Below are 22,731 nucleotides of genomic sequence, written 5' to 3'. Positions count from 1 at the left end.
AGGCGCCTGTCGGTCTCGGCGGGCCGAGCCCCTACGTGCTCAGACCCGTACGGGTGTGGGGCGTTGCGAAGTCAGGGCGATCTCGCCCTTGAGCATCCGTCCGCCGTCTCCGGTCAGGCGGAGGTAGTAGTCCGCGGAGCAGGACGTGCCGTCCTCGTCGAGGGCGAAGATGCCCGACCCGGCGGGCACGTCGGCCGCGGTTTCGGCGGTCTTGGCGATCTGGTTGGCCTCGTTGAACTCGTCGAACATGGAGATGTAGATCCCCTGGGCGCCGAGCCGGACCATGTTGTAGAACTGCCGCCACATGAAGTCGCCGTGGGCGCGCTGGCGGTCCTGCAGGTCGCCGGGGAGGACGCAGGGCTGGTAGTCGATGCCGTGGGCGGCGCAGTCGGTGAGGTCGGGCTGGTTGACGTTCTGGTAGAAGTTGTCGGAGTCTGCGGCGGTGCCGATGCGGCCGACCATCCACGGGGACAGCATGTGGAAGGCGTGGTACACGTCGGCGAAGCCGGGCCGTGAGTCCTCCGTGCCGGTGCGCCAGTGGGTGGGGACGCCTCCGATGACGTAACAGCCTCGGTTCTTGAACCAGTTGACGACGTCGAGGCACTCGGCGGCGCCGAACGGCCGGGCGTCGTCGCTGAAGCCGAAGCCCCAGATGCACACCACGGGCTTGCCGTTCTGCTGGGCGTAGGCCGAGGACTGGGTGTGCGCGGACATCTTGCTCGTCCAGTCCTCCTTGATCTGGCTCGCCATCGAGGTCCAGTTGGTGACGTCGTACATGATGTAGAACTTGCGGCCGTTGGCCTCGGCGGCGGAACGGACCTTCTGCGCCATGGCGTCGCGGGTGGGGCCCTCGCCCCCGAACGGGTTGAAGCGCTGGAGGGCCGCGGTGTCGATGGCGTTCTCGCGCATCCAGCGGAAGTGGGTGTCGACGGTCTGCTGGTCCCAGGAGGAGAAGAGCACCGCCGGGGAACCGCCGTTCAGGTTGGGCATGTTGGTCCGGTACGTGGCGGTGTAGTCGCGCACGTCGGGCCACGACTTCGCACTGTTGGCGCCCGGGGCCGGGGCCTTGGACATGTCGGGGCTCCAGTGCCACCAGCCGTTGATGGGGGCGCCGTCGCCGCTGCAGGCGAACCAACCCTGGTAGCCGACGGTGACCTTGCCGACCACGTCACCGACGGGGCTGGCGACGGTCCGCAGCGAGGTCTGGGTGGCGGCTCGGGCAACGGCCGTCGACAGGGCGGCCGTTGAGACGGTTCCTGCGGCCAGGGCGAGAGCCTGGCGGCGGGTGATGGCCATGGGTGGGGTCCTCTCGGTGCGGTGGGGGGAGTGAGGCCAGAATCGGAGATACGTCGGTCAGGGCTGTCCGCTGCCGGGCGTAACCGGTGCGCTGCCCACCGGAGTTCGCCAGCTGTGGGCAGGGGTGAAACCCAGCAGTCGCTGCGCGCGCGTGCTGTCGAAGAGGGAGCCGTGGCGGCCGATGCCGGCCAGGATCGCGGTGTCGGGATAGTGGGCCAGCAGCAGTTCGCCCGTGGGCAGTCGGGCGGAGGTGTCCGGTGCGGCGGCGTTCACGACATGGTGTCCGGTCAGTGGCGCCGTGAGCGCGGCTCGTACCGCCTCGGCGGCGTCCTTGGTGTGCAGCCAGGCCCACAGTTCACGGCGGTTGGCGGCGGGGTCGTCGGCGACTTCAGCGAGCCTCGCCTCAAGACGGGGGCCCTCACCGACGAACGGGAACCGCAGCATGACGGTGGTGGTCCCCCAGCGACGGGTGGTGAACGCGGCTGCCTGTTCGCTGAGTTGTTTCGACAGGCCGTAGGAGTCGACGGTCAGGTCGGGGTGGTTCTCGTCGATCGGCAGATAGCGGGGGGCCTGGTCGCGGTCGGCCCAGGCCAGGCCGACGGCGGCCGCGCTGGAGGCTCCGACGATCCGGTGGGCCGATCGTCGGCCGGCTTCCTGGAAGACCGTGTACGCGCTCATGGTGTTGATGCGGAGCGTCTCGTACTCGTCGACGATGCCCGGTGCGGGGACGGCGGCCAGGTGGACGACGTCCAACCGGCCGCCGGGCTCGACGAGTTCGACGGTGGCGTCGAAGGCGGCCTCGACGGCTGCCGGGTCGCTCAGGTCGCCCTGGGTGGTGGCCGCGAGGTGCTTGGTGTCCGCGACCGGGCGGGCGTCGGTGCCGACCACGGTCCATCCGCGAGCGGCGAGATGGGCGGTGACCGCGGTGCCCAGTCCGCCCGCGGCGCCGGTGACGAGGGCGGTGCGGGGAACGTCACCGGCGGTCCTGTGCTGCGAGGTCATCCCTTGACCGCTCCCATCAGTCCGTTCACGAAGTAGCGCTGGGCGCACAGGAAGATGGCGATCACCGGGACCACCATGATCAGTGCGGCAGCCATCAGGGAGTTGTACTGCACGACGTTCTCCGACTGCATGGCCTGGAGGGCGATCGGCAGGGTGTAGGTGTGCGGGTCGTTCAGCGAGATCCGCGTGAGCTGGTACTCGTTCCAGGTCGGGATCGCCGTCAGCAGGGCGATGGTGACCAATGCCGGGCGGGCCAGCGGGAGGTAGACGCGGGCGAAGATGCGCAGTTCGCCCGCTCCGTCGATACGGGCGGCCTCGCGCAGTTCGGTGGGGACCGTGGTGAAGGCGTTGGTCAGCATCAGCACGGCCAGGGGCGCGGAGCCGTTCACGAACGGCAGGACCAGGCCCCAGTGGGTGCCGAGGATGTCGAGCTTGCTCTCCAGCAGCACGATCGGCAGCAGGGTGACGACGCCGGGCACGAACAGCAGGGCCAGGAACAGCCGGTAGAACAGGCGCTTTCCGGGGAAGCGCAGCACGGCGAAGGCGTAGGAGGCGGCCGCGTACACGACGACGACCAGGACCGTGGTCAGCACCGTGACCTTGACGCTGTTGGTGAAGTAGTGGAAGAAGTCGAGCTTGTTCCAGGTGTCGGCGAGCGTGCTGCCGGTGGGGTGGTGCGGGATGAGGTGGCCGCCGGAGACGACCTCGGCGTTGGTCTTGAACGCGGCCGACACCATCCACAGGAACGGGTAGAGGCTGATCGCCGCGTAGGCGGCCAGGACCAGGACCACGACGGTACGTGCGACCAGGGCGCCGGCCGGTTTTCCGCGCCGGGGTGCCTGGGTCCGGGGCGCGGTGGCCGGTCGTGGGGTCAGAGTGAGGGTCATCCCAGCCTCCGCAGGGCCCGCTGGTTGATGAAGGCGACGACGAGGGCGGCGACGAACAGCAGCCAGCCCAGGGCGCTGGCCAGCCCCAGCGTCGGCGACAGTTCGGACAGGAAGGCGAGCCGGTAGGTCTCCAGGCCGAGGACGTCCGTGGCGTTGCCGGGCCCGCCGTTGGTCATGATCAGGAACAGCTGGAAGCCCTGGAGCGCGTCGCGCAGATTGAGCAGGGTGATGACGAGGGTGATCGGGCGCATCAGCGGCCAGACGACGTGCGTGGCCACGCGCAGCGCTCCGGCCCCGTCGAGGGCGGCGGCTTCCAGCAGCGAACCGTCCAGCGACTGCAGGCCGGTGAGATAGAGGAGGGTGGCGACGGGTACGGCGGACCACACCATGACGACGATGAGGGTGGGCAGGGCCGTGTCGGGGTTGCCGAGCCAGCCCTGCGGCTGGGACAGCGAGCCCATGCCCACTGACTTCAGCAGCAGGTTGACCGCGCCGTCCGGCTGGAGGATGTACTGCCAGGCGAAGTACACGGCGATGCCGCTGGTGACGTACGGCAGGAAGTAGATGGAGCGCAGGATGCCCTGCAGGCGCCGCACCGAGTTGAGGACCAGCGCCAGCGGGTAGCTGACGAGGACGGTCAGGATGGGTACGGCGATCATCACGTACAGGGTGTTGACCGCGGCTGTCCTGACGATGGGCGCGTAGGTGGGGCTGTTGCCGAGCAGGTCGGTGTAGTTCTTCAGGCCCACCCAGCGCCAGTGCGGCCAGAAGCCGTTCCACTGGGCGAAGCTGAGCGAGAAGCCATAGACGATCGTGTAGACGCCCATGACGCCGAAGAGCACCAGGGCCGGGGCGATGAAGGCGTAGCCCCAGGCCGTCTCGCGCAGCCGGGCCGACCTGCGGGGGCCTTCGGCCCGGCTGGTGAAGCGGCGCGTGCGGGCCGGGGTCGGGCCGGGCAGGTCTCCGGTCGTGGAGGCGGGGAGGTCGAGGGTCATGGCTACTGCTCCGCCCAGTTCGACTTGATCATGGAGCCCATGCGGTTGCCGGTCTGCCGAGCGTTGGCCGACTTCAGGGGGGTGAACTCGGCGAGGACCGCGCCGACTTTGCCCGCGTCGTACAGGCTCGGGCGGTAGGCGGTGTATCCGGCGTTGTACGCGTTGTCGCCGGTGCCGAAGGTGTCGAGCATGCCGGTCAGCAGAGGGCCGAGGGCGGTGCGGTCGGCGCCGGTGAGGGTGTTGGGCGGCACGTCGAGCGCGGTCCGGCCGAAGGCGGCGGCGGTGTCGGGCCGGGAGAAGAAGCGCAGCCACTCCAGGGCCTGCCGCTTGCGCGGGGAGGTGCGGGTGACCGACAGGCCGGTCAGGGCGAACGGCGAGAGTTGGAGGCCAGGGATCACGGCTCGTCGGGGCGAGGGCACCGGGAAGGTCATGATGCCCTTGGTGTCACGGCCGTTCTCCGCGAGGAAGGCGAGCGTGAACGTCCCTCCCACCAGGAACGACGACTTGCCCTGCGCGAAGGAGAGGTCGGCCTCGTCGATGGCCTTGGCCGCGGTGCCTGGCATCCAGTACGGCGTGATCTGCCCGTAGGTCTCCAGGACTCGCTGTCCGTCCGCGGAGGTGAACCCCTTGGACGCGTCGCGTCCGAAGAGCGCCTCGAAGCGTTGCTTGCCGAGCATCCCGAACGCCATCGGCTGCATCAGCCATTCCAGCGCGGTGGAGGGCTGTTTGACGCCGATGGTGATGCCGCCGGTGCGCGGGTCCGTGCGGTGCACGGCGGCCAGCGCGTCCATGAACTCCTCCCAGGTGGAGGGCGGTTCGGTGATGCCGGCGGCGGACAGTCGGGAGCGGTCGGCGTAGACGATGCCGAAGGTGCCGACGGTCAGCGGCACGCTGAAGCGCTGGCCCTCCTTGACGCCCATGGTCTTGGCGCCCTCCACGAGGGAGTTCTCGTACTGCTGCTCGGTGACGGTGCCGTCCGTGCGCACCTGCGGCAGATAGCGGGCCAGCCAGGTGTCGTCGACAGTGTCCTGAAGGTCCTCCAGCAGGCCCGCGCCGCCGAAGGAGAGGTCGTCGCCGTTGGCGTGGACCTCCATGACGTCGGGCAGGTCGTTGGTCCGCGCCGCGGCCTGCACCTTGGTCAGGAACGCGTCGTCGGGGGTGATGGCCTGCACGCCGACCTTGGTGCCGGTGGCCGCGGTGAAGCGGGTGGCGGCGTTCTGGAGCGCCTTGACGTGGGACTGCTTGAACGTCCACATCGTCAGGGTGTTGCCGTCACCGGCTCCCTGACCGCGCCCGCAGCCCGCGGCGGCCAGGGCGAGGGCCGGCGCGAGGGCGAGGAGACGGCGGCGGTCGCGCCGGAACGGAGGGCTGTGACTCACGCAAGCGGCCCTTTCTCGAGGGGGCTCGCGGTCCGCGCTGGCGAATCGCTGCCCGCTGACGTGCCGGAGTGTGCTGGGCCCTCTGCCTGGGCCCTCTGCGCACAAAGGGGCGGGGCGGCTCAGCCACGGGTATCTAAATCGAGTTGATGTACGGTGTCAACGCCTGTAACAACCCGAGAATCCGCGCACGGTCCCCGTCCGCCGCGGCCGCCACGACTGAACAGGACTTCGCTCGTGTCTCCTTCTCCGGCTTCCCCCGCACCGCGACCCGTGCCTGCTCCCCCCACACCGCGACCCGTGCCCGCTCCGACCGCACCGCGACCCGTCCTCGCCCCGGCCCCCTGGTCCGCCACCACGGCGGACGGGGTCCGCGTCACCGCCGTACGCACCTTCACCTGCGCCCCGCAGGGCTGCCCGTACGTGATCGTCCGGGTGGAGACCAACCAGCCGGGCCTGTACGGGCTGGGCTGCGCGAGCGATCCGCAGCGCACCACGGCGATCCGTGCCGTGGTCGACGACTATCTGGGCCCCATGCTGCTGGGCCGCGACCCTGGCGACATCGAGGATCTGCACCGGCTGCTGCTCAACAGCGGCTACTGGCGCGGGGGTTCGATCGCCAATAACGCGCTGGCCGGCATCGACGTCGCGCTGTGGGACATCAAGGGCAAGACGGCGGGACTGCCCCTGTACTCGCTGCTCGGCGGGCGGGTCCGCGACGCGGCCGACGCCTACACGCACGTGGACGGCCAGGAGGCGGGTGAGATCGCCGACCGGGTCCTGGCCGCGGCGGAGGAGGGGTGGCGGCACGTGCGCGTGCAGGTCGCGGTGCCCGGCACGGACACCTACGGCACCGCGCCCGCAGACCCGGCCGAGGCACGCCGACGCGAACTGCGCGCGGGCAGCTGGGACTCGCTGAGCTATCTGCGCCAAGTCCCGCCCGTACTGCGGGAGATACGCGAGCGGGTGGGCACTGGTGTGGAGCTGCTCCACGACGCCCACGAGCGCCTTACGCCTTCGCAGGCACGGGAGTTGGTCCGTGCCGTCGAGGAGGCACAGCTGTTCTTCCTGGAGGACGCGCTAGCCCCGGAGGATGCGCCGCACTTCGCCCAGTTGCGTGCGGCCGGCACCGTGCCCCTGGCGGTCGGCGAGCTGTACAGCGAACCGCAGGCGTATCTGCCGTTGCTGACCGAACGGCTCATCGACTTCGCCCGGATCAGGATCCCCACCCTGGGCGGCCTCACCCCGACCCGCAAACTCGTCGCCGCCTGCGAGCTGTTCGGGGTGCGTACGGCACCGCACGGGCCCGGTGATGTCAGCCCGGTGGGCATGGCCGCGAACCTGGCGCTAGACCTCAGCTCCCCCGCGTTCGGCGTGCAGGAGGCGGCCACCTTCACCGAGGCCACCCGTGAGGTCTTCCCGGGCACCCCCGTGCCCCAGGGAGGCGCACTGCTCGGCTGGAGCGCGCCCGGGCTCGGCGTGGACTTCGACGAGAAGGCGGCCGCCCGCCACCCCGTCACCGCACCGCTCCAGCACGACCGTTGGGCCCTGCTGCGCGCCACCGACGGCAGCGCCCATCGCCCCTGAGCCGACCGCTGCGCCGACCGTCCCCGCCTCCCGGCAGTCAGCGCAGCAGCAGGCTCTTCGGCTGCGCTGACAAGCTCTGGTCGAGGACGAGACAGGCCGCCCCGACGGCGGCCACGTGCTCACCGATCGTCGTGGTGGTCACGACGGTCGGGTGCACGGCCTTCACGAACGGCGACGAGGCGACCATCGGCTCGATGACCTCCAGGAACGGCCCGGACATCTGCGGCCACAGCGGACCGCCGAAGACGATCGTGTCGCTGTCCACGAGGGTCGCGGCGGCGCACACGCCCCGCCCGATCCGGATCGCCCAGCGCCGGACGACGCTCGCGGCCGGCTCCTCCCCCGCCCGTGCCCGGCGGGCCAGCTCGTCGAGGCTGCGGCGGGCGTCCTGCGGGCCGATCGGGGTGAACTCGTGGCCCAACGCCCCCTCCTTGATGGCCTCGTCGACCAGCGCCTTGGTGGAACAGGCGGCACCGAGCCCGCCGACCTCGCCCGCGTTGCCGGACACCCCGCGCAGCACCGAGTCCTCCACCACCAGGCCCATGCCGGAGCCGGTGCCCAGGTAGAAGAAGAGGAAGTCGCGGGTCTGGCTGGCCGCGCCGACCCACCGCTCGGCGACCGCGGCGGCGATCACATCCTTGTCCAGCAGCGTGGGGAACCCGGTCTCGGCGGCGAGCCGCTCGCGCAGCGGAACGCTTCCCCAGTCCGGCAGTTCGGGCGGATCGACGACGTACCCGTGCTGCGCGTCCAGCGGTCCGGGAGCGGCGATGCCGAGCCCCAGGATCCGGTCGCGTTCGACGCCCGACCCCTCCGCGAGCGCCTTCACCGACCGGGCCATCTCTGTCATGACCTGGTCGGTGTCGACGCCGAGGGGGGTGGGCTCGCCGTGCTGGGCCACCACCGTGCCCAGCAGGTCGAGCAGGACGTAGGTGATGACGGCCGGGTCGAGGTGGACGCCGAGCGCGTAGCAGGCGCCGGGCACGACCCGCAGGAGAGTACGCGGCTTGCCGCCCCCGCCGCTCCACTGCTTGCCCGACTCCTCGGCCAGTCCCTGGTCGATCAGCCGGCGGCAGATGTTGGACACCGTCTGCGCGGACAGGCCGGTGGCCTGGGCGAGTTCGACGCGGCTGAGCCCCTCGGGATGGCGGCGGATGGCATCCAGGATGACGGACTCGTTGAAGTCGCCCATGCGCGGCAGGTTCGTACCCCGCCTGATCGCCGTGTTCCTCATGCTCACTTCTTACCTGTCCCCCTCACGACGGTGCACGTCACAGGCGCGCGGCCGTCGACGGCCCTTCAGCGCCACGCTCCCCCGCGCATCCGCTCCGCAGGCGGCCATCACGACACCTGCCGGACCATGATGACCGACCAGGGCTGTGCCGGCCTGCTGTAGTCCACCACGCCCTCCGTGTCGGCGCTCACGGCCTCCAGGCGGGTCGCGTGCGCGCGCCGGTCCAGGTGGGCGAGCTGCTCGCGGGTGGGCGCCGCGGGCGAGCCGAGATCACGCCAGGCGCCGAGGGCGTCCCCGTGTCCCGGTTCGAGGCTCTCCACTTCGAAGCAGGCCCCGGGTCGAAGTCCCGTCAGGCGCACCCGGAGGGGACGCGGACGCCCCTTGGCCTGGGTGGCCTCGGCGAGCGCCCGATCGTCGAAGGAGGCCGGGACCGACTTCGGCTCCTCCTGCGGGTAGTGATGGATCAGTACGACGAGACGGTCGGTGCCGCTGTCTTTGGTGACGACGTGGTCCTCACCGCGGTCGAGCAGCCGGTCGCCGAGCGCGCCGAGCATGCGGTAGGCGTGGTAGGTCGGCTTGGGGATCCCGGGCAGCGTGAGCATGCCGAACCCGCCGTGGAACAGCTCGTCGCCCGCGCCGCCCTCCTCGAAGACGTCGGTGAAGGTCCAGTAGGCGAGGGAGTCGACGGTTCCGACGGAGTGCAGCACGGACCGGACGACGTAGGTGGCAGCGGGCACGGTGTCGTGCGTGTGGTCGCGGGGCGAGGACGAGGACGACCACTCCGTGAGGTGGATCTCCGCGTCGGGGAAGGCGCTCTTGGCGACCAGGTCGCGGAGCAGTCCGAGATCGGTGGGCGTCGCGTCCTTGCCACGTGTCAGCTTCTCCCCCTGACCGTGCTCGTCCAACGCCCAGTCGGTGGGGTAGGGGTGGGTCGAGACGAAGTCGACGGGCAGCTCCTCGGCCGCGCAGAAGGCGAGGAAGTCCTCCACCCACACCGGCCGCCACTCCAGGTCGTCGATGTCGTCGCGGCCCGCGACGATCCGCAGGTCCACGTTCTCGCGCTCACCCGAGAACCGGCCGTCAGGAACGAAGTTGGAGGTGGCGGGACCGCCCACCCGCAGGTGCGCGTCGACCGCCTTCACGGCACGCGCGGTGACCTTGTAGAGCTCGAAGTACTCCGCGCGCGTACCGCGGAAGAAGCCGTTGAGGTTCGCCTCGTTCCACACCTCGAAGTACCAGCGACGAACTTCCTCGATGCCGTAACGCCCCACCCAGTGGCGGACGGTGGCGTCGATCAGGCCGGCCCATTTGTCGAGGTCGACGGGTGGCGAGCCGTGGGCTCCCCACCAGAAGACGGTGTTGGTCTCGCGGGCCAGGGCGCGCGGGCTGAAGCCGAACTCGACGAACGGGCGCACGCCGGTGTCCAGCAGGAAGTCGAACAGGGCGTCGACGTACTGGAAGTTGTGGACCGGCGTGCCGTCCTCGCGCTCCGTGTAGACGAACATGTCGTCGTGGAAGAGGCCGTGGAAGCGGATGTACTCGAACCCGCAGTCGCGCCGGGCGGCGACGAGTTGGCGCTGCCAGTCCGCGCGCAGTCCCTCGTTGGCACGTCCGGCACCCACCACTCGGCGCCAGAAGGGGGCGAGCGGCTCGCCCTCCGTCGCCGCGTCGACGTCGATGTGGATGGGTGTTTCCCCGCTCGGGCGTTCTGGCACAGCCCCTCCCTCACCGCGATACTAAATCAATTTGATTGAGGTGAGCTTAACAGGGCGACTCCCGCAGAAAGCGAGACCGGGAGGCGAGTGATCCCGGTCAGCCCCTGCGGGTGGAGCGGGTCAGGCGGAACGCCGAGACGAGGAAGAAGATCCCGCCGAGGATGGCGTATCCGGCGAGGGCGCCGAGCGAGGGGGCGTCCTGCGAGGCGCTTCGGATGAAGCTCGCGCCGGCCAGCACCGAGATGCCGCCGCTGACGATCATGGCCCACTGGCCGCCCATGGGCCGACGGGCGACGCCCACGAGGAGCTGGACCAACCCGGACACGACGGCCCACGCACCCCAGACGCGCAGCACGTCAGCGGTGCCCGAGGCCCCGGCGATCGCGACGCCGACAGCGGCCAGCGAACTGACGGCGATGTTGACGTACAGGCCCTTCACCGGCCCGTCCGTGCGCGCCGACCTGGCGTCGACGACGGCCGCGACCACGTCGAAGGCCGGATAGACGAACAGCAGCACCCTGGCCGCGACGGTGAGGTCCGAGCCGGACACCAGGAGGAGCACCGCCCACACGGCGGCGAAGACGAAGCGGACGACGTACAGCCGGCGCAGGGCGGGCGGGGTGCCGACATGTGCGGCGGGAGCGGCGGATGCCATGGGGTTCTCCGTGGGTCAGGGTGGGAGGAGATAAGAGAGAACGTTCTCTCTACCTCGGAGCCTGACACATCCCTTCCACGAAAACAAGAGAGAGCGTTCTACCCGCTATCCTGGGTGGCATGACGCAGACGGAAGCCGGCACAGGCACCGGCAGGAGAGTCTCCGAGGCCCGGGAGCGGCTCCTGAGGACCGCCGGGCAGCTCTTCTACGCGGAGGGCATCCACACGGTGGGCGTCGACCGTCTGGTCGCCGAGTCGAAGGTCACCAACGCCACCTTCTACCGCCATTTCCGCAGCAAGGAAGACCTTGCCGTCGCCTACATCGGCAGCGTCGACCAGGCGATCCGCACCCAGATCGGTTCCCTGACGGCCACGGACGCGTCCCCCGACGGCGTCCTGCGGGGCATCGGCGCGTCCCTGGTCGAGCAGATCCGCTCGCCCGGCTACCGCGGATGCGCTTTCCTCAACGCGGCGGCGGAATTCCCCGATCCCGAGCACCCGGTCCACCGTGCCGTCGTGCAGCACCGCGCGTGGTTTTTGCAGACGATCACCGAACTGTTCGCCGCCATCACGGTCGCTGAGTCCGAGCACGCGGGGCGGCACTTCGTCATGGTCCGCGACGGCGCGATGAGCGGCGGCTACCTCGGCGACCCCGTCCTGGCCGGCGAGACGCTGCTGCGCGGCATCGACGGGCTCCTGCGGATCCACACCGCCCGCGGCGTCGACGAGTCGGCCGCCACCACCGCGCCCAGCGAGGCGTCCTCGGCGACCACGCCCGTCTCCGACATCGAGTGCTCGCCGCCCCACGCGTAACGTCGTTCGGAGCGTAAGGCCCCGAACTCCGTTTCCGTGCCCGCGAGTTCTCGCCGCGAGGTCAGGTCATGCCGTCACCGTTTCGGAGCGATGGACGTGCTCGGCGATGCGGGTGGCGAGTTCGGGCCACAGTTCGTGTGGAAGGTTGTGGCCCATTCCCTCCACGACCAGCAATTCGGCATTCGGTACGGCGGCGGCCGTGGCGCGACCGCCGCTGACGTCGCACACGGGGTCGGCGGCGCCGTGCACGACCAGCGTGGGCACCCGCAGGGCGCGCAGTCGCTCGGTCCGGTCCCCCGTAGCCACGACCGCGAGGCCCTGGCGCTGCATGCCGAGGACGTCGTATCCCCGGTCGAAGACCCGTCCGGACCGTTCGGCCGCCGCGATCGCGTCGAAGGCGAAGCCCGGGGACGCGGCGAGTCGCAGGGCACGTACCTGCCACTCGACGAAGGCCTCCCGGTCCTGCGGCGGTGCTCCGAGTTCGGCGAAGACCGTGAAGTCGGCCTCCCCCACGCCGGGTTCACCGGTCGTGGACATCATCGATGTCAGCGAGCGGACCCGCTCCCCGTGCTCGATCGCGATCATCTGGGCGATCATTCCGCCCATCGAGGAGCCGACGAGGTGGACGCCCGTGAGACCGAGCGCGTCGAGCAGGCCGACGGTGTCCGCCGCCAGGTCCGACAGCGTGTACGACACCGTCGAGAGGTCTCCGGAGAGAGCCGCCGCGAAGTCCGGTACGGGCGCGTCGTGCAGGTGCGTCGACCGGCCGGCGTCGCGGTTGTCGAACCGGATCACCTGAACTCCCCGGTCCACCAGGGCCTGGCAGAACCCCTCCGGCCAGTTGATCAACTGCGCACCGGCCCCCGTGATCAGGAGGGCCGGCGGTGCGCCGGGGTCGCCGAACCGTTCGTAGGCGATCTCGATCCCGGACGGGCCGACGTTCTGTGCTGTCACCTCTGCCATGGCCGAGACGGTAGCCACGGCGGGCGCGCGAAAGAACGAACCACGGTCTGACGTTTTTCGCGCACCCCCCGAGTTACGGTGGAAGTGGCCGAGGAGAACCGTCAGCGCATCAACGCACCGCGCACCGTCAGGCCGTAGTTGGCGCGCAGTCGGCGCAGTTCCCAGTACGAGACCGCGGTGACCGACAGCGGGCCGCCGAGGAGAAGTACGATCCGCACGCCCACCGGCACACCCGTGTAGGAGCCGGTGAACAGGTTCACCAGTGCCATCTCCCACACCAGGGTCAGCGTCAGCAGCGCCGGCACGGTCTCGTGGATGTCCGCGGTACGGAAGACGTGGAGCAGGGACAGCCCCATGCCGTAAATGACGAATGGCAGGACCCACACGAGAGTCGCCACCGTGAGCAGCCAACTGACCACGGACATCACGGGGTTGACGGCCAGCTTTCCGTCGACGAGACCGGAGAGGACGGCGGCGGGGAACACGGCCACACCGCCGATGATCGCCAATACCGCGCCGGACGGCTTCGCCGCGCGCCGCAGCAACTGCTGCCGGGCCGGCGGACGCGCCAGCACGACGAACCAGCCGATGAAGACCGGGAAGGTCACGGCGAGGACCAGGATGCTGATCCAGGAGTCGTTGAGCCGATCACTGGCGGCGTCGCTCGCCGAGTCGACCAGCTTGTAGGAGTACGTCACCCAGAGGACCGCGCCCAGACCCACGTACGTCCGGATCTTCTGGATCCGGGCGACCACCGCGTCCTCCACCCGGTCCGGGCGCGAGGGCCTGAACACCCTGCGCGCGATGGCGATCGGACCGCCGGCCCGCCACATTCTGCGGAACACTCCGACCCGCTGTGGCACCGGTTGCGGATACCCCGGCGGGTAGGGGTACGGGTGCGGTTGGGGCGGATAGCCGCCCTGGTGCGGGGGGACGTTGTACGGATACGGCTGCGGCGGCACCGGAGGACCAGGAGGACCCTGCGGGTAATGCGGCTGCTGGGGCGGACCCTGCGGATTCCAGGCACTCATCTCTGAACTCTCCCCCGACATGATTGTGTGCAACGGACACGCAGCGGCAGTGTATGGGGTACAAGTGCCGCTTTTGGCGGACGCCAGGCTGCACCCGCGAAACGGACAGGAGTGATCAAGGTCCATGACCAACCCCTCTTCAACTCCCGGGCGACGGGCCCTCGTCGTGCGCGGCGGCTGGGAAGGCCATTCACCGGTGGAGATCACCGAACGGTTCGTGCCCTTCCTCAAGGAACACGGATTCACGGTCGAGACCGCCGAGTCCCTCGACGTCTACGGTGACGCGGACCGGCTCGCCGCCACCGATCTCGTCGTCCAGTGCTGGACCATGGGGGAGATCGCCCCGGAGTTGTCCCGGACGCTCGCGGCCGCGGTGCGGGCGGGTACCGGGTTCGCGGGCTGGCACGGTGGCATCATCGACTCCTTCCGCGGCGATCTCGACTACCACCTGCTGACGGGTGGTCAATTCCTCATGCATCCGGCCGAGTTCGTGGAGTACACCGTTCATCTGGTCCCCGAGCACGCGGGCCACCCCGTGATCGAGGGCCTGGCCGACTTCGACGTCCACACCGAGCAGTACTGGGTCGCGACCGACCCCGACATCGATGTCCTCGCCACGACCACCTTCCCTGCCGACGAGGAGCGGGACCACCCCGTCGTCATGCCGACCGTGTGGACCAGGACCCACGGCAGCGGGAAGGTCTTCGTGTCCGCGATCGGTCACAAGCCCGACGACTTCGACATACCCGAGGTCCGTACGCTCACCGAACGGGGGCTGCTGTGGGCGAGCAGGTGACACCTCTGCGGGTCGGCATGGCCGGCGCCGGCAGGATCAGCGGCCAGTACCTGACGACGATGGCCGCGACCGAAGTCCTGCGGCTGACCGCTGTCACCGACCTGGACTCCGCCCGGGCCGAGGAGGCGGCCGCCGCGTCCGGCGCGAAGGCCGTCGGCAGCCTCGCCGACCTGCTGGCACGCGACGACGTCGACGCCGTGCTCAATCTGACCATCCCCGCCGTGCACGCCGAGGTGGCGCTGGCCGCGATCGCGGCCGGCAAGCACGTCTACGGGGAGAAGCCGCTGGCCACCACCCGCGAGGAGGCCGCCGCCGTCCTGGCCGCCGCACGCACCGCGGGCGTACGGGTCGGCTGCGCACCCGACACCGTGCTCGGCACCGGTGTCCAGACCGGACGCAAGGCCGTGGACGACGGACTGATCGGTACGCCCGTCGCCGCGACCGCCTTCATGACCACCCCCGGCCACGAGGCGTGGCACCCCGACCCGGAGTTCTACTACCGCCCCGGCGGCGGCCCGCTGCTCGACATGGGCCCCTACTACCTCTCGGCGCTGATCCACCTGCTCGGTCCGGTGGCCGCGGTCACCGGCGCGGCCTCGACGCCGCGTGCCGAGCGCGAGATCGCCACCGGTCCCCGTGCCGGACAGCGCTTCGCCGTCGAGGTGGACACCCATGTCACCGGGGTGCTGCACCACACGAACGGCGCGCTGTCCACGCTGTTGATGAGCTTCGACATCCACGGCGCCGATCTGCCGCGGATCGAAGTGCACGGCACCGAGGGGTCGTTGTCATTGCCGGACCCCAACAACTTCGACGGTCCGGTGCGGTTGTGGAAGGCAGGCGCCGACAGGTGGCAGCCGCTTGCGGTGTCCGCCGGTCACCCACACGCCGGACGCGGTGTCGGCCTGGCCGACCTCGCCGTCGCCCTGGCCACCGGCCGCCCCCACCTGGCCTCCGCCGAACTCGCCGAGCACGTCCTGGACGTGATGCTCACGGTGCTGGACGCGGCACACCAGGGGCGGACCCTCGCGGTCACCACCACCTGCGAACGGCCCGATCCGGTCGTCTGACGGCCGGGCAACCGGCCCCGTCGCTGTCCGGCCGAGCGCATCCGATTCACCCGTAATGCCAGAATGATGAGTGATCGTGTTCCTTCTGGGCACTCGGGCATCGGAGCGGCATTCCATGGACAGTGACGGAAGTACCACCGGGGCCGGTGAGCGGTGTCTGGTCACCGGTCCCGGCGGTTACATCGGCGGAAGGCTGGTGCCGGAGCTGCTGGACGCCGGATACATCGTCCGGTGTCTGGCCCGCACCCCGGCCAATCTGCGCGACCATCCGTGGGCGGACCGGGTGGAGGTGGTCCGCGCGGACGTCACCGACGCCGGAAGCCTGCGTTCCGCGCTGCGGAACGTCCAGGTGGCCTACTACCTGGTGCACTCCATGAACGCCGGGCGGGACTTCGAGAAGAAGGACCGTCTCGCCGCCGAGACCTTCGCCGCGGAATGCAGCAAGGCCGGAGTGCGCCGCATCGTCTACCTCGGGGGCCTCAACCCGGCCGATGTCCCGGAGGACGAGCTCTCCCCGCACCTCCGCTCCCGCGCCGAGGTCGGTCGCATCCTGCTGGCCTCGGGCGTCCCCACGACCGTGCTGCGCGCCGCCGTCGTGATCGGGTCCGGCTCGGCCTCTTTCGAGATGCTGCGCTATCTCACCGAACGCCTGCCCGTCATGGTGACGCCCAGCTGGGTCGGCACCCATGTCCAGCCCATCGCCGTCCGCGACGTACTGCGCTATCTCGTCGGCAGTGCCCGCATGCCCGAGGACGTGAACCGTGCCTTCGACATCGGCGGCCCGGACGTCCTCACCTACCGGCAGATGATGGAGCGGTACGCCCTGGTCGCCGGCCTGCCCCGGCGCCTGATCGTGCCCGTGCCCATGCTCACGCCACGGCTGTCCAGTCACTGGATCGGGTTGGTCACCCCCGTGCCCGCCGCGCTCGCGCGGCCGCTGGCGGAGTCTCTGCGCCACGAAGTCGTGTGCGCCGAGCACGACATCGCCGACCACGTACCCGACCCGCCCGGGACCCCTCTGCCCTTCGACCGGGCGCTCACACTCGCTCTCCAGCGCGTGCGTCAGACGCAGATCGCCACTCGCTGGTCCTCGGCGTCACTGCCCGGAGCCCCCAGCGACCCGCTCCCCACCGACCCCGACTGGGCGGGCGGCAGCCTCTACACCGACGAACGGACACAGGACGTCCATGCCGATCTCGACGCGCTGTGGCGGGTGATCGAGGGAATCGGCGGCGAGAACGGCTGGTACTCCTTCCCGCTCGCATGGGCCGTACGCGGCTGGCTCGACCGGCTCGTGGGCGGGGTGGGCCTGCGTCGCGGCCGCCGTGACGCGAACCGGCTGCGGGTCGGTGACGCGCTGGACTTCTGGCGCGTCGAGGAGATCGAGCGAGGCCAACTGCTCAGACTGCGCGCGGAGATGCGCCTGCCCGGACTCGCCTGGCTGGAGATGCGGGTGGAACGGGACGACCGCGGCGACGTGCGCTACCGGCAGCGTGCGCTCTTCCATCCCCGTGGACTGGCGGGACACCTCTACTGGTGGAGCGTCGCGCCCTTCCACGCCACCGTGTTCAACGGCATGGCCCGCTCGATCGCGCGCACCGCGGAGCGGGCCGGCACCACCGGCGGCGGTGCCAGGCAGGCTGACTGACGGGACCGGTGGGCCGGGTTCCATGGTTAGCCTTACCTTACCTACACTGCTGGAACGTACAGGCATCACGTCCGGAGAGGCCCAACCCCGTGACTCCACCCATGCGTTCCGCCGCCGACCGCCCGACGCTCGGGCGGCGCGGCTTTGTGCTCGGAGCGGTGGGTACCGCTCTGGCGCTCAGCGGCTGCTCGTCGAGCGATGGCGGCACCAGTGCTGGTGACGGGAAGAGCGGTGACTCCGGCACGACCGCACAGGCCGCAGCCGCCGGCTTCCCCGTCACCGTGAGCGGCAAGGAGGGCACGGCCAAGGTCACTTCGCCGCCCAAGCGGGTCGCCGCCTGCGGCTATCTCCGCGACACCGACCTCGCTCTCGCCCTCGGCGCGCCACTCGTCCTCGCCACCAAGAACGCGGTCTTCCCCGGCGGTCTGGCCCCGTGGCAGAAGCCCGCATCGCAGCCGGTGCTCGTGGGTACGGCGGCGGGTATGCCCTTCGAGAAGATCGCCGCCGCCAGACCCGACCTCATCCTCGCCTGCGACGACTACCAACTCCACGACCACTACGCGAAGTTCGCACGTCTGGCACCCACCCTCAGCTATCGCGAAGGCGTCGGGCAGGACAGCTGGGACGAGATGGCCCGGCGGGCGGGCGATGTTCTCGGGAAGCGGGAGAAGGCCGACGCCCTGGTCGCGGAAGTGCGGAAGAAGATAACCGACGTTCGCGAGCAGCACCCCGAACTCCGCGGCAAGACCTTCACGTTCGGGCCCATGGTGGGGGGCGACGTATTCACCATCAAGAGCGCCGACGACTCCAGCGCTCAGTTCTTCAGCCAGTTGGGCATGACACTCTCCCCGAAGGTCACCTCGCTGCCGGACAGCGCCACCGCCGGCCGCGCCGCCATCGCGAAGGAGCGGCTCGATCTCCTCGACGCCGACGTGGTCATCCTTACCTTCGACACCCCGCAGGGGCGCGCGGAGTTCGAGGCACAGCCACTCTTCAACGAACTCAAGGCCGTTCAGCGCAAGTCCTACATCAGCCTCGACCTGGCCACCGCGATCGCCCTCGGGTTCCCCTCGGTGCTGAGCCTTCCCTACGGCCTCGACTCGGTCGTCCCCAAGCTGTCAGAGGCGGCGAAGCGCAGTGCCTGAACCGCGCACCGGAAAGGGCGAAGACGCCCGCGATCTCGCCGAGTTGCAGGCCCCGGTCGTCGGCCGGGTCACCGTCGCCGCCGCTCTGCAGGCACTCGCAGCGGCCCTGTCCATCGCGCCGATGGTCGCCGTCGTGGAGATCGGCCGACGTCTTCTCGACGGCCGCGACGACCATCTCTGGGCCATCGCCTGGACCGCCGTGGGCCTGCTGGCCGTACGGCTTCTGCTCTATCTGTTCGCGGGCACGCTCAGTCATCTCGCCGACGCCGACCTCGCTCTGGGGCTGCGGCGCAGGCTGGCGGACCATCTCGCGGTGCTGCCGCTGGGCTGGTTCGCCGGGGGCGTCTCGGCGAAGGTGAAGACGACCGTGCAGGACGACGTCGGCGCGCTGCACCACGCCGTCGCGCACGCCCGCGGTGACCTCGCCGCCGCCGTGGCCGGCCCCGCGGTCATCGGCGTCTACCTGCTGTGGGCCGACTGGCGCCTCGCCCTGCTCACCTTCGCGGTGATCGGCGGTGCCCAGAGCGTGCGGATGCGGATGGCCGCCCGGTCCGCCGAGCCGGTGCAGCGCATCGCCGCCGCACAGCTCGAACTCACCGCCGCCTCCATCGAGTTGGTGCGCGGGATCAGCGTCGCCAAAGCCTTCGGCGGAGGTCGAACTCCGCAGCGATTCAGCGAGGCGGCCGCCGCCTACGCGGCCGTCAACGACGAGGCGCAGCGCCTCTTCATCCGCCAGCGCAGTCTGACGCGGGCCACCGTGGCGCCGGCGACGATCCTGTTGCTGATCACGGGCTGCGGGGTGGGGCTGGTCGCGCTCGGCTGGACGGACCCCGTCGACATCCTGGCGTTCACGCTGCTCGGGCTGGGACTGTTCGAGCAGATCACCCCCATCTACGCGGCGCGCGGTCTGCGCCGTACGGCCCTGGGCGCCGCACACCGCATCGCCGGCCTCCTGCGCGAACCCGCCCAGCAGGCCGCGACTCACCCCACCGCCCTGCCGCCCCGCAAACCGGGCACTCCCCCGGTGCTGGAGCTGGACGGCGTCCGCTTCGGCTACCCCTCCACCAGCGGCGACCGCGAAGTGCTGCACGGCCTGGACGCCCACTTCGCGCCCGGCACGGTCACCGCGCTGGTCGGTCCCTCCGGCGCGGGCAAGTCCACGCTCGGCATGCTCCTCGCCCGCTTCTACGACGTCACCGATGGCGCGATCCGCCTCGACGGCATCGACATACGGGAGTTGGACCGCGACGAGCTGTACCGCACCCTCGGCTTCCTCTTCCAGGACGTCATCCTGCTGCGCCGGTCCGTCCGCGACAACATCGCGATGTCCCAGCCCGACGCGAGCGACGAGACCGTACAGGCCGCGGCGAAGGCCGCCGCCGTCCACGACCGGATCACCGCGCTCCCCCGGGGCTACGACTCGGTCGTCGGCGAGGACGCGCGACTGTCCGGCGGCGAGGCGCAACGCGTGAGCATCGCGCGCACGCTGCTCGCCGGTACGCCGATCGTGGTGCTCGACGAGGCGACCGCGTTCGCGGACCCCGAGTCCGAGGCCGCCGTACAGGACGCCCTCGCCGAACTCGCGGGCGGGCGAACGCTGTTGGTCATCGCGCACCGGCTGCGGACCATCGCCGCCGCCGACCAGATCCTGGTCCTGGACGACGGACGGATCGCCGAGCGCGGGCGGCACGAGGACCTGCTCGCCGCCGACGGAACCTACGCGCGCATGTGGCGCGCCCAACACGGAAGCAGCCCCGCATGACCACTGCGCTCCTGCGGATCGTCGGCGGCGCCGGACGTCCGCTGCTGATCCGCTTCCTGCTGGCCACCGCCCTCTACGCGATCAGCGAGGGCGCCGCCTTCGGGCTGCTCGTGCCGCTGCTGTCCGCCCTGCTCAACGGCCGTACCGGCGAGGCCGGTTGGTGGCTGCTGCCACTCGCCGGGGCCGTCGCCGTCGGCTGGTACGCCCACTACGACAAGGAGCTGCGCGCCCTCCAGCTCTCCTCCGCCTGGCGCCGCGCCCTGTACGAACGCATCGGCGCGCACACCGTCCGGCTGCCGCTGGGCTGGTTCGACGCCACCCGCACCGCCCAGCTGGAACGCCTGCTCGGCCGGGGCGTCAACACCGTCACCAGTGTCGTGCACCTGGCCCAGACGCTGTTGGGAGCCGTCCTCACGCCCGCCACCATCGCCGTGTTCCTGCTCTGCTACGACTGGCGCATCGCCGTTGCCGTACTGGTCACCGTGCCCGTCGTGCTGCTGGTGTTCGCGCTGGCCGGGCGGCTCACCGACCGCACCGAGGCCGAGCACGACAAAGCCGCCGCCGAAGCGAGCGCCCAACTCGTGGAGTTCGCCGGCGCACAGCCCGTGCTGCGGGCCAACGGCCGTGCCACCAGCGGCCATCGGCAGTTGGAGGAGGCCCTGCAGGGTCAGCACCGCGCGGCCCGCCGTGAGGTGATGGGCGCTTTGCCGGGCTTGCATCTTGGACAGCTCGCCATCCAACTCGCCTTCACCGCCGTCCTCGTGGTCGGCCTGCTGCTGGCCACCGGCAACGAGATCACCCCCGCCCGCATCACCGCCCTGCTGGTCCTCGGCGTCCACTTCCTGCAGCCCCTCGCCGTCATCGCCTCCGCGGCCTCCGCCCTGCGCGCCACCCGCGCCGCCATCGACCGCATCGACACCCTGCTCAGCACCCCGCCCCTGCCGGAACCCGAACGCCCGCACCCCACCGCCGATCTCGAAGCGTCCGTCGAACTCGATGCGGTCCGCTTCAGCTACGACGGAACAGACACACCTGTCCTCGACGGCCTCGATCTGACCGTCCCGGCCGGTTCCACCACCGCGCTCGTCGGGCCCTCGGGAGCGGGCAAGACGACGGTCACGAAACTCATCGCGCGCTTCGCCGACACCGACGCGGGCGCCGTACGGATCGGTGGTGTCGACGTCCGTGAGCTGGCCGGGAACGACCTGATGGACATGGTGTCGCTGGTCTTCCAGGACGTGCATCTGCTCGACGCCACCATCGAGGAGAACATTCGCCTCGGCCGCCCCGACGCCACCGACGCCGAAGTCCGCGATGCGGCCCGCCGGGCCCGGGTCGACATCATCGCCGACCGGCTGCCCGACGGCCTCGCCAGCCGCGTCGGCGAGGGAGGGTCGCTGTTGTCCGGCGGCGAGCGCCAGCGCGTAGCCATCGCCCGCACGCTCCTCAAGGACACCCCGATCGTGCTGCTCGACGAGGCGACCTCCGCCCTGGACGCCGAGAACGAGAACGCCGTCCACGAAGCCCTGCGCGAACTGGGCGCCGGCAGAACACTGTTGGTGATCGCCCACCGGCTGTCGACCATCGCCACGGCCGACCACATCGCCGTGCTCGACAGCGGCCGCATCATCGAGCAGGGCCGGCACACCGAACTACTCGCCGCCGAGGGACGCTACGCCTCCCTCTGGCACGACTACGAACGCGCCCAGGGCTGGCGCCTGACCAACCGTCAGTGACTCTCCGGCGTCGGCAGATCACGAGCGCCGGCCACGCGCGGCCACCGGCGAGCGCGGCAACTTGCCCTTACTGAGGGCTCGTTGTCGCGCTTCGCCGCCAGGAGCCCGATGACGACGCCGACGAGCACCAGGGCGGCTCCGGCTATCTGGCTCATCGCGGCGCCGCCCGCTCCGGTCACGAACAGGGCGAGGAGGGAGGCGAAGGGGATGAGGCCGTTGAACAACCCCGCCCGGCCGGCTCCGAGCCGCTCGACAGCTCCGTACCAGAGCAGGAAGACGACGGCGGTCACGCCGAAGGCGAGGAAGGCCAAGGACCACAACTCCACGGCCGTCGGGGCCCGGAGCACGGGAGTTCCGGTGGCCGCCCGCTCGATCCACGCCACGACGAACAGCAACAGCGACGCGAGGCCGCACGCGTACGTCGTCACCGTCAGCGCGCCCAACTGCGCCACCGGCGAGACCCCCAGCAACGTAACCGCGGCAACCCCCACAACGGCCAGGCACGACCACCCGAACCCCCGCACATCCCACTGCACCCCGGCGCCCGCCGACATCTGGGCCACGGCGCAGCCCACTCCTACGCACACCGCACCGGCCAGCAGCCCCCGCGAGGGGCGTGACCGCGACAGTAGGGCGCGGACCATGACGATGACCAGGGGCGCGGCGCCGACGGCGACGCCCACGTTGCCCGGTGCCGTCAGCGATGTGGCGTACACGAGGACGACGCCGTACCCCGCCATTCCCATGACAGCCAGCAGGACGATCCAAACTGTCTGGGTCGGGTTCGGGCGGACGAAGGTGTGGTTGCGGAGGCGCGCCCAGGCGAACAGGAACACCGTCGCCAAGCCGTAGCGCGCGGCCTGGCCGCCGATCAGTGGGAAGTCATGCAGCCGGCCGGCCGCGGCGACCGAACCGCCTACCAGGCACACCGCGCCGAGGGCCAGAGCGGCCCCGGAACGCTCTCGCGCACTCAACATCATTCAGCCAGGCTGGCAGCCTCGCGTCGTAAGCAGAAGTAGGGTAT

Annotated in this window: 19 protein-coding genes; 8 read left to right on the top strand and 11 right to left on the bottom strand. The window is 70.6% G+C overall.

The annotated features are described in order from the left end of the window. Positions 1-39: 39 nt before the first annotated feature. Genes ACWDR3_RS29095 through ACWDR3_RS29075 form a run of 5 tightly spaced genes read right to left on the bottom strand, consistent with a single transcriptional unit; the run spans position 40 to position 5,559 of the window. Complete coding sequence (locus ACWDR3_RS29095) at positions 40-1,296, bottom strand: glycoside hydrolase family 71/99-like protein (RefSeq protein ID WP_450355543.1); 1,257 nt, start codon at positions 1,294-1,296, stop codon at positions 40-42. Between the two features lie 57 nt (positions 1,297-1,353). Beyond that, entirely contained in the window at positions 1,354-2,298 is a 945-nt protein-coding gene (locus ACWDR3_RS29090; protein ID WP_450355542.1) for an NAD-dependent epimerase/dehydratase family protein, read from the bottom strand. Beyond that, complete coding sequence (locus ACWDR3_RS29085) at positions 2,295-3,185, bottom strand: carbohydrate ABC transporter permease (protein ID WP_450355541.1); 891 nt, start codon at positions 3,183-3,185, stop codon at positions 2,295-2,297. The genes ACWDR3_RS29090 and ACWDR3_RS29085 overlap by 4 nt, the downstream gene beginning before the upstream one ends. After that, positions 3,182-4,180, bottom strand: a complete 999-nt coding sequence (locus ACWDR3_RS29080) for a carbohydrate ABC transporter permease (RefSeq protein ID WP_450355540.1) — start codon at positions 4,178-4,180, stop codon at positions 3,182-3,184. The genes ACWDR3_RS29085 and ACWDR3_RS29080 overlap by 4 nt, the downstream gene beginning before the upstream one ends. A gap of 2 nt (positions 4,181-4,182) precedes the next feature. Then, positions 4,183-5,559, bottom strand: a complete 1,377-nt coding sequence (locus tag ACWDR3_RS29075; protein ID WP_450355539.1) for an ABC transporter substrate-binding protein — start codon at positions 5,557-5,559, stop codon at positions 4,183-4,185. A 297-nt stretch (positions 5,560-5,856) separates the two neighbouring features. Between ACWDR3_RS29075 and ACWDR3_RS29070 the strand changes: the two genes are divergently transcribed. Continuing rightward, entirely contained in the window at positions 5,857-7,143 is a 1,287-nt protein-coding gene (locus ACWDR3_RS29070; RefSeq protein ID WP_450355538.1) for an enolase C-terminal domain-like protein, read from the top strand. A 37-nt stretch (positions 7,144-7,180) separates the two neighbouring features. On the opposite strand, the gene ACWDR3_RS29065 is transcribed toward ACWDR3_RS29070, so the two are convergent. The 3 genes from ACWDR3_RS29065 to ACWDR3_RS29055 all read right to left on the bottom strand — a co-directional run bounded on the left by ACWDR3_RS29065 (position 7,181) and on the right by ACWDR3_RS29055 (position 10,744). Next, complete coding sequence (locus tag ACWDR3_RS29065) at positions 7,181-8,374, bottom strand: ROK family transcriptional regulator (RefSeq protein WP_450355537.1); 1,194 nt, start codon at positions 8,372-8,374, stop codon at positions 7,181-7,183. A 107-nt stretch (positions 8,375-8,481) separates the two neighbouring features. Further along, positions 8,482-10,089, bottom strand: coding sequence for a GH39 family glycosyl hydrolase (locus tag ACWDR3_RS29060; protein WP_450355536.1), 1,608 nt, complete (start codon positions 10,087-10,089; stop codon positions 8,482-8,484). A gap of 97 nt (positions 10,090-10,186) precedes the next feature. Continuing rightward, positions 10,187-10,744 (bottom strand): hypothetical protein, encoded by a 558-nt coding sequence (locus ACWDR3_RS29055; RefSeq protein WP_450355535.1) that lies wholly within the window; start codon positions 10,742-10,744, stop codon positions 10,187-10,189. Positions 10,745-10,863: 119 nt separating this feature from the next. On the opposite strand from ACWDR3_RS29055, the gene ACWDR3_RS29050 reads away from it, so the two are divergent. Further along, positions 10,864-11,556 carry a TetR/AcrR family transcriptional regulator gene (locus ACWDR3_RS29050; protein WP_450355534.1) on the top strand — a complete coding sequence of 231 codons (693 nt, stop codon included), beginning with the start codon at positions 10,864-10,866 and terminating at the stop codon, positions 11,554-11,556. Between the two features lie 66 nt (positions 11,557-11,622). On the opposite strand, the gene ACWDR3_RS29045 is transcribed toward ACWDR3_RS29050, so the two are convergent. Together ACWDR3_RS29045 and ACWDR3_RS29040 are read right to left on the bottom strand one after the other, a co-directional pair. Further along, the gene (locus ACWDR3_RS29045) at positions 11,623-12,519 is read right to left on the bottom strand and encodes an alpha/beta fold hydrolase (protein ID WP_450355533.1); all 897 of its coding nucleotides are present in this window, start codon (positions 12,517-12,519) and stop codon (positions 11,623-11,625) included. 101 nt (positions 12,520-12,620) lie between these two features. Next, positions 12,621-13,550: a hypothetical protein gene (locus tag ACWDR3_RS29040; protein ID WP_450355532.1), complete on the bottom strand. Its 930-nt coding sequence runs from the start codon at positions 13,548-13,550 to the stop codon at positions 12,621-12,623. A gap of 124 nt (positions 13,551-13,674) precedes the next feature. Here ACWDR3_RS29040 and ACWDR3_RS29035 point away from each other — a divergent pair, with 124 nt between their 5' ends. The 6 genes from ACWDR3_RS29035 to ACWDR3_RS29010 all read left to right on the top strand — a co-directional run bounded on the left by ACWDR3_RS29035 (position 13,675) and on the right by ACWDR3_RS29010 (position 21,707). Then, a complete protein-coding gene (locus ACWDR3_RS29035) occupies positions 13,675-14,346 on the top strand; it encodes a ThuA domain-containing protein (protein WP_450355531.1) in 672 nt (223 codons plus the stop codon). Beyond that, positions 14,331-15,416, top strand: coding sequence for a Gfo/Idh/MocA family protein (locus tag ACWDR3_RS29030; RefSeq protein ID WP_450355530.1), 1,086 nt, complete (start codon positions 14,331-14,333; stop codon positions 15,414-15,416). Before ACWDR3_RS29035 ends, ACWDR3_RS29030 begins: the two co-directional genes overlap by 16 nt. A 115-nt stretch (positions 15,417-15,531) precedes the next feature. Further along, positions 15,532-17,064, top strand: coding sequence for an SDR family oxidoreductase (locus ACWDR3_RS29025; RefSeq protein ID WP_450355529.1), 1,533 nt, complete (start codon positions 15,532-15,534; stop codon positions 17,062-17,064). A gap of 101 nt (positions 17,065-17,165) precedes the next feature. After that, entirely contained in the window at positions 17,166-18,209 is a 1,044-nt protein-coding gene (locus ACWDR3_RS29020) for an ABC transporter substrate-binding protein (RefSeq protein ID WP_450355528.1), read from the top strand. Beyond that, entirely contained in the window at positions 18,202-19,971 is a 1,770-nt protein-coding gene (locus ACWDR3_RS29015; RefSeq protein WP_450355527.1) for an ABC transporter ATP-binding protein, read from the top strand. The genes ACWDR3_RS29020 and ACWDR3_RS29015 overlap by 8 nt, the downstream gene beginning before the upstream one ends. Next, positions 19,968-21,707: an ABC transporter ATP-binding protein gene (locus ACWDR3_RS29010; protein WP_450355526.1), complete on the top strand. Its 1,740-nt coding sequence runs from the start codon at positions 19,968-19,970 to the stop codon at positions 21,705-21,707. The genes ACWDR3_RS29015 and ACWDR3_RS29010 overlap by 4 nt, the downstream gene beginning before the upstream one ends. Here the strand turns inward: ACWDR3_RS29010 and ACWDR3_RS29005 are convergent. Continuing rightward, positions 21,701-22,687 carry a DMT family transporter gene (locus ACWDR3_RS29005; protein ID WP_450355525.1) on the bottom strand — a complete coding sequence of 329 codons (987 nt, stop codon included), beginning with the start codon at positions 22,685-22,687 and terminating at the stop codon, positions 21,701-21,703. The two genes, ACWDR3_RS29010 and ACWDR3_RS29005, sit on opposite strands and share 7 nt — an antisense overlap. Positions 22,688-22,731 lie beyond the last annotated feature (44 nt).

Source organism: Streptomyces sp. NPDC001002, from assembly GCF_053599215.1.
This window is presented reverse-complemented; position numbering and strand designations above follow the sequence as displayed.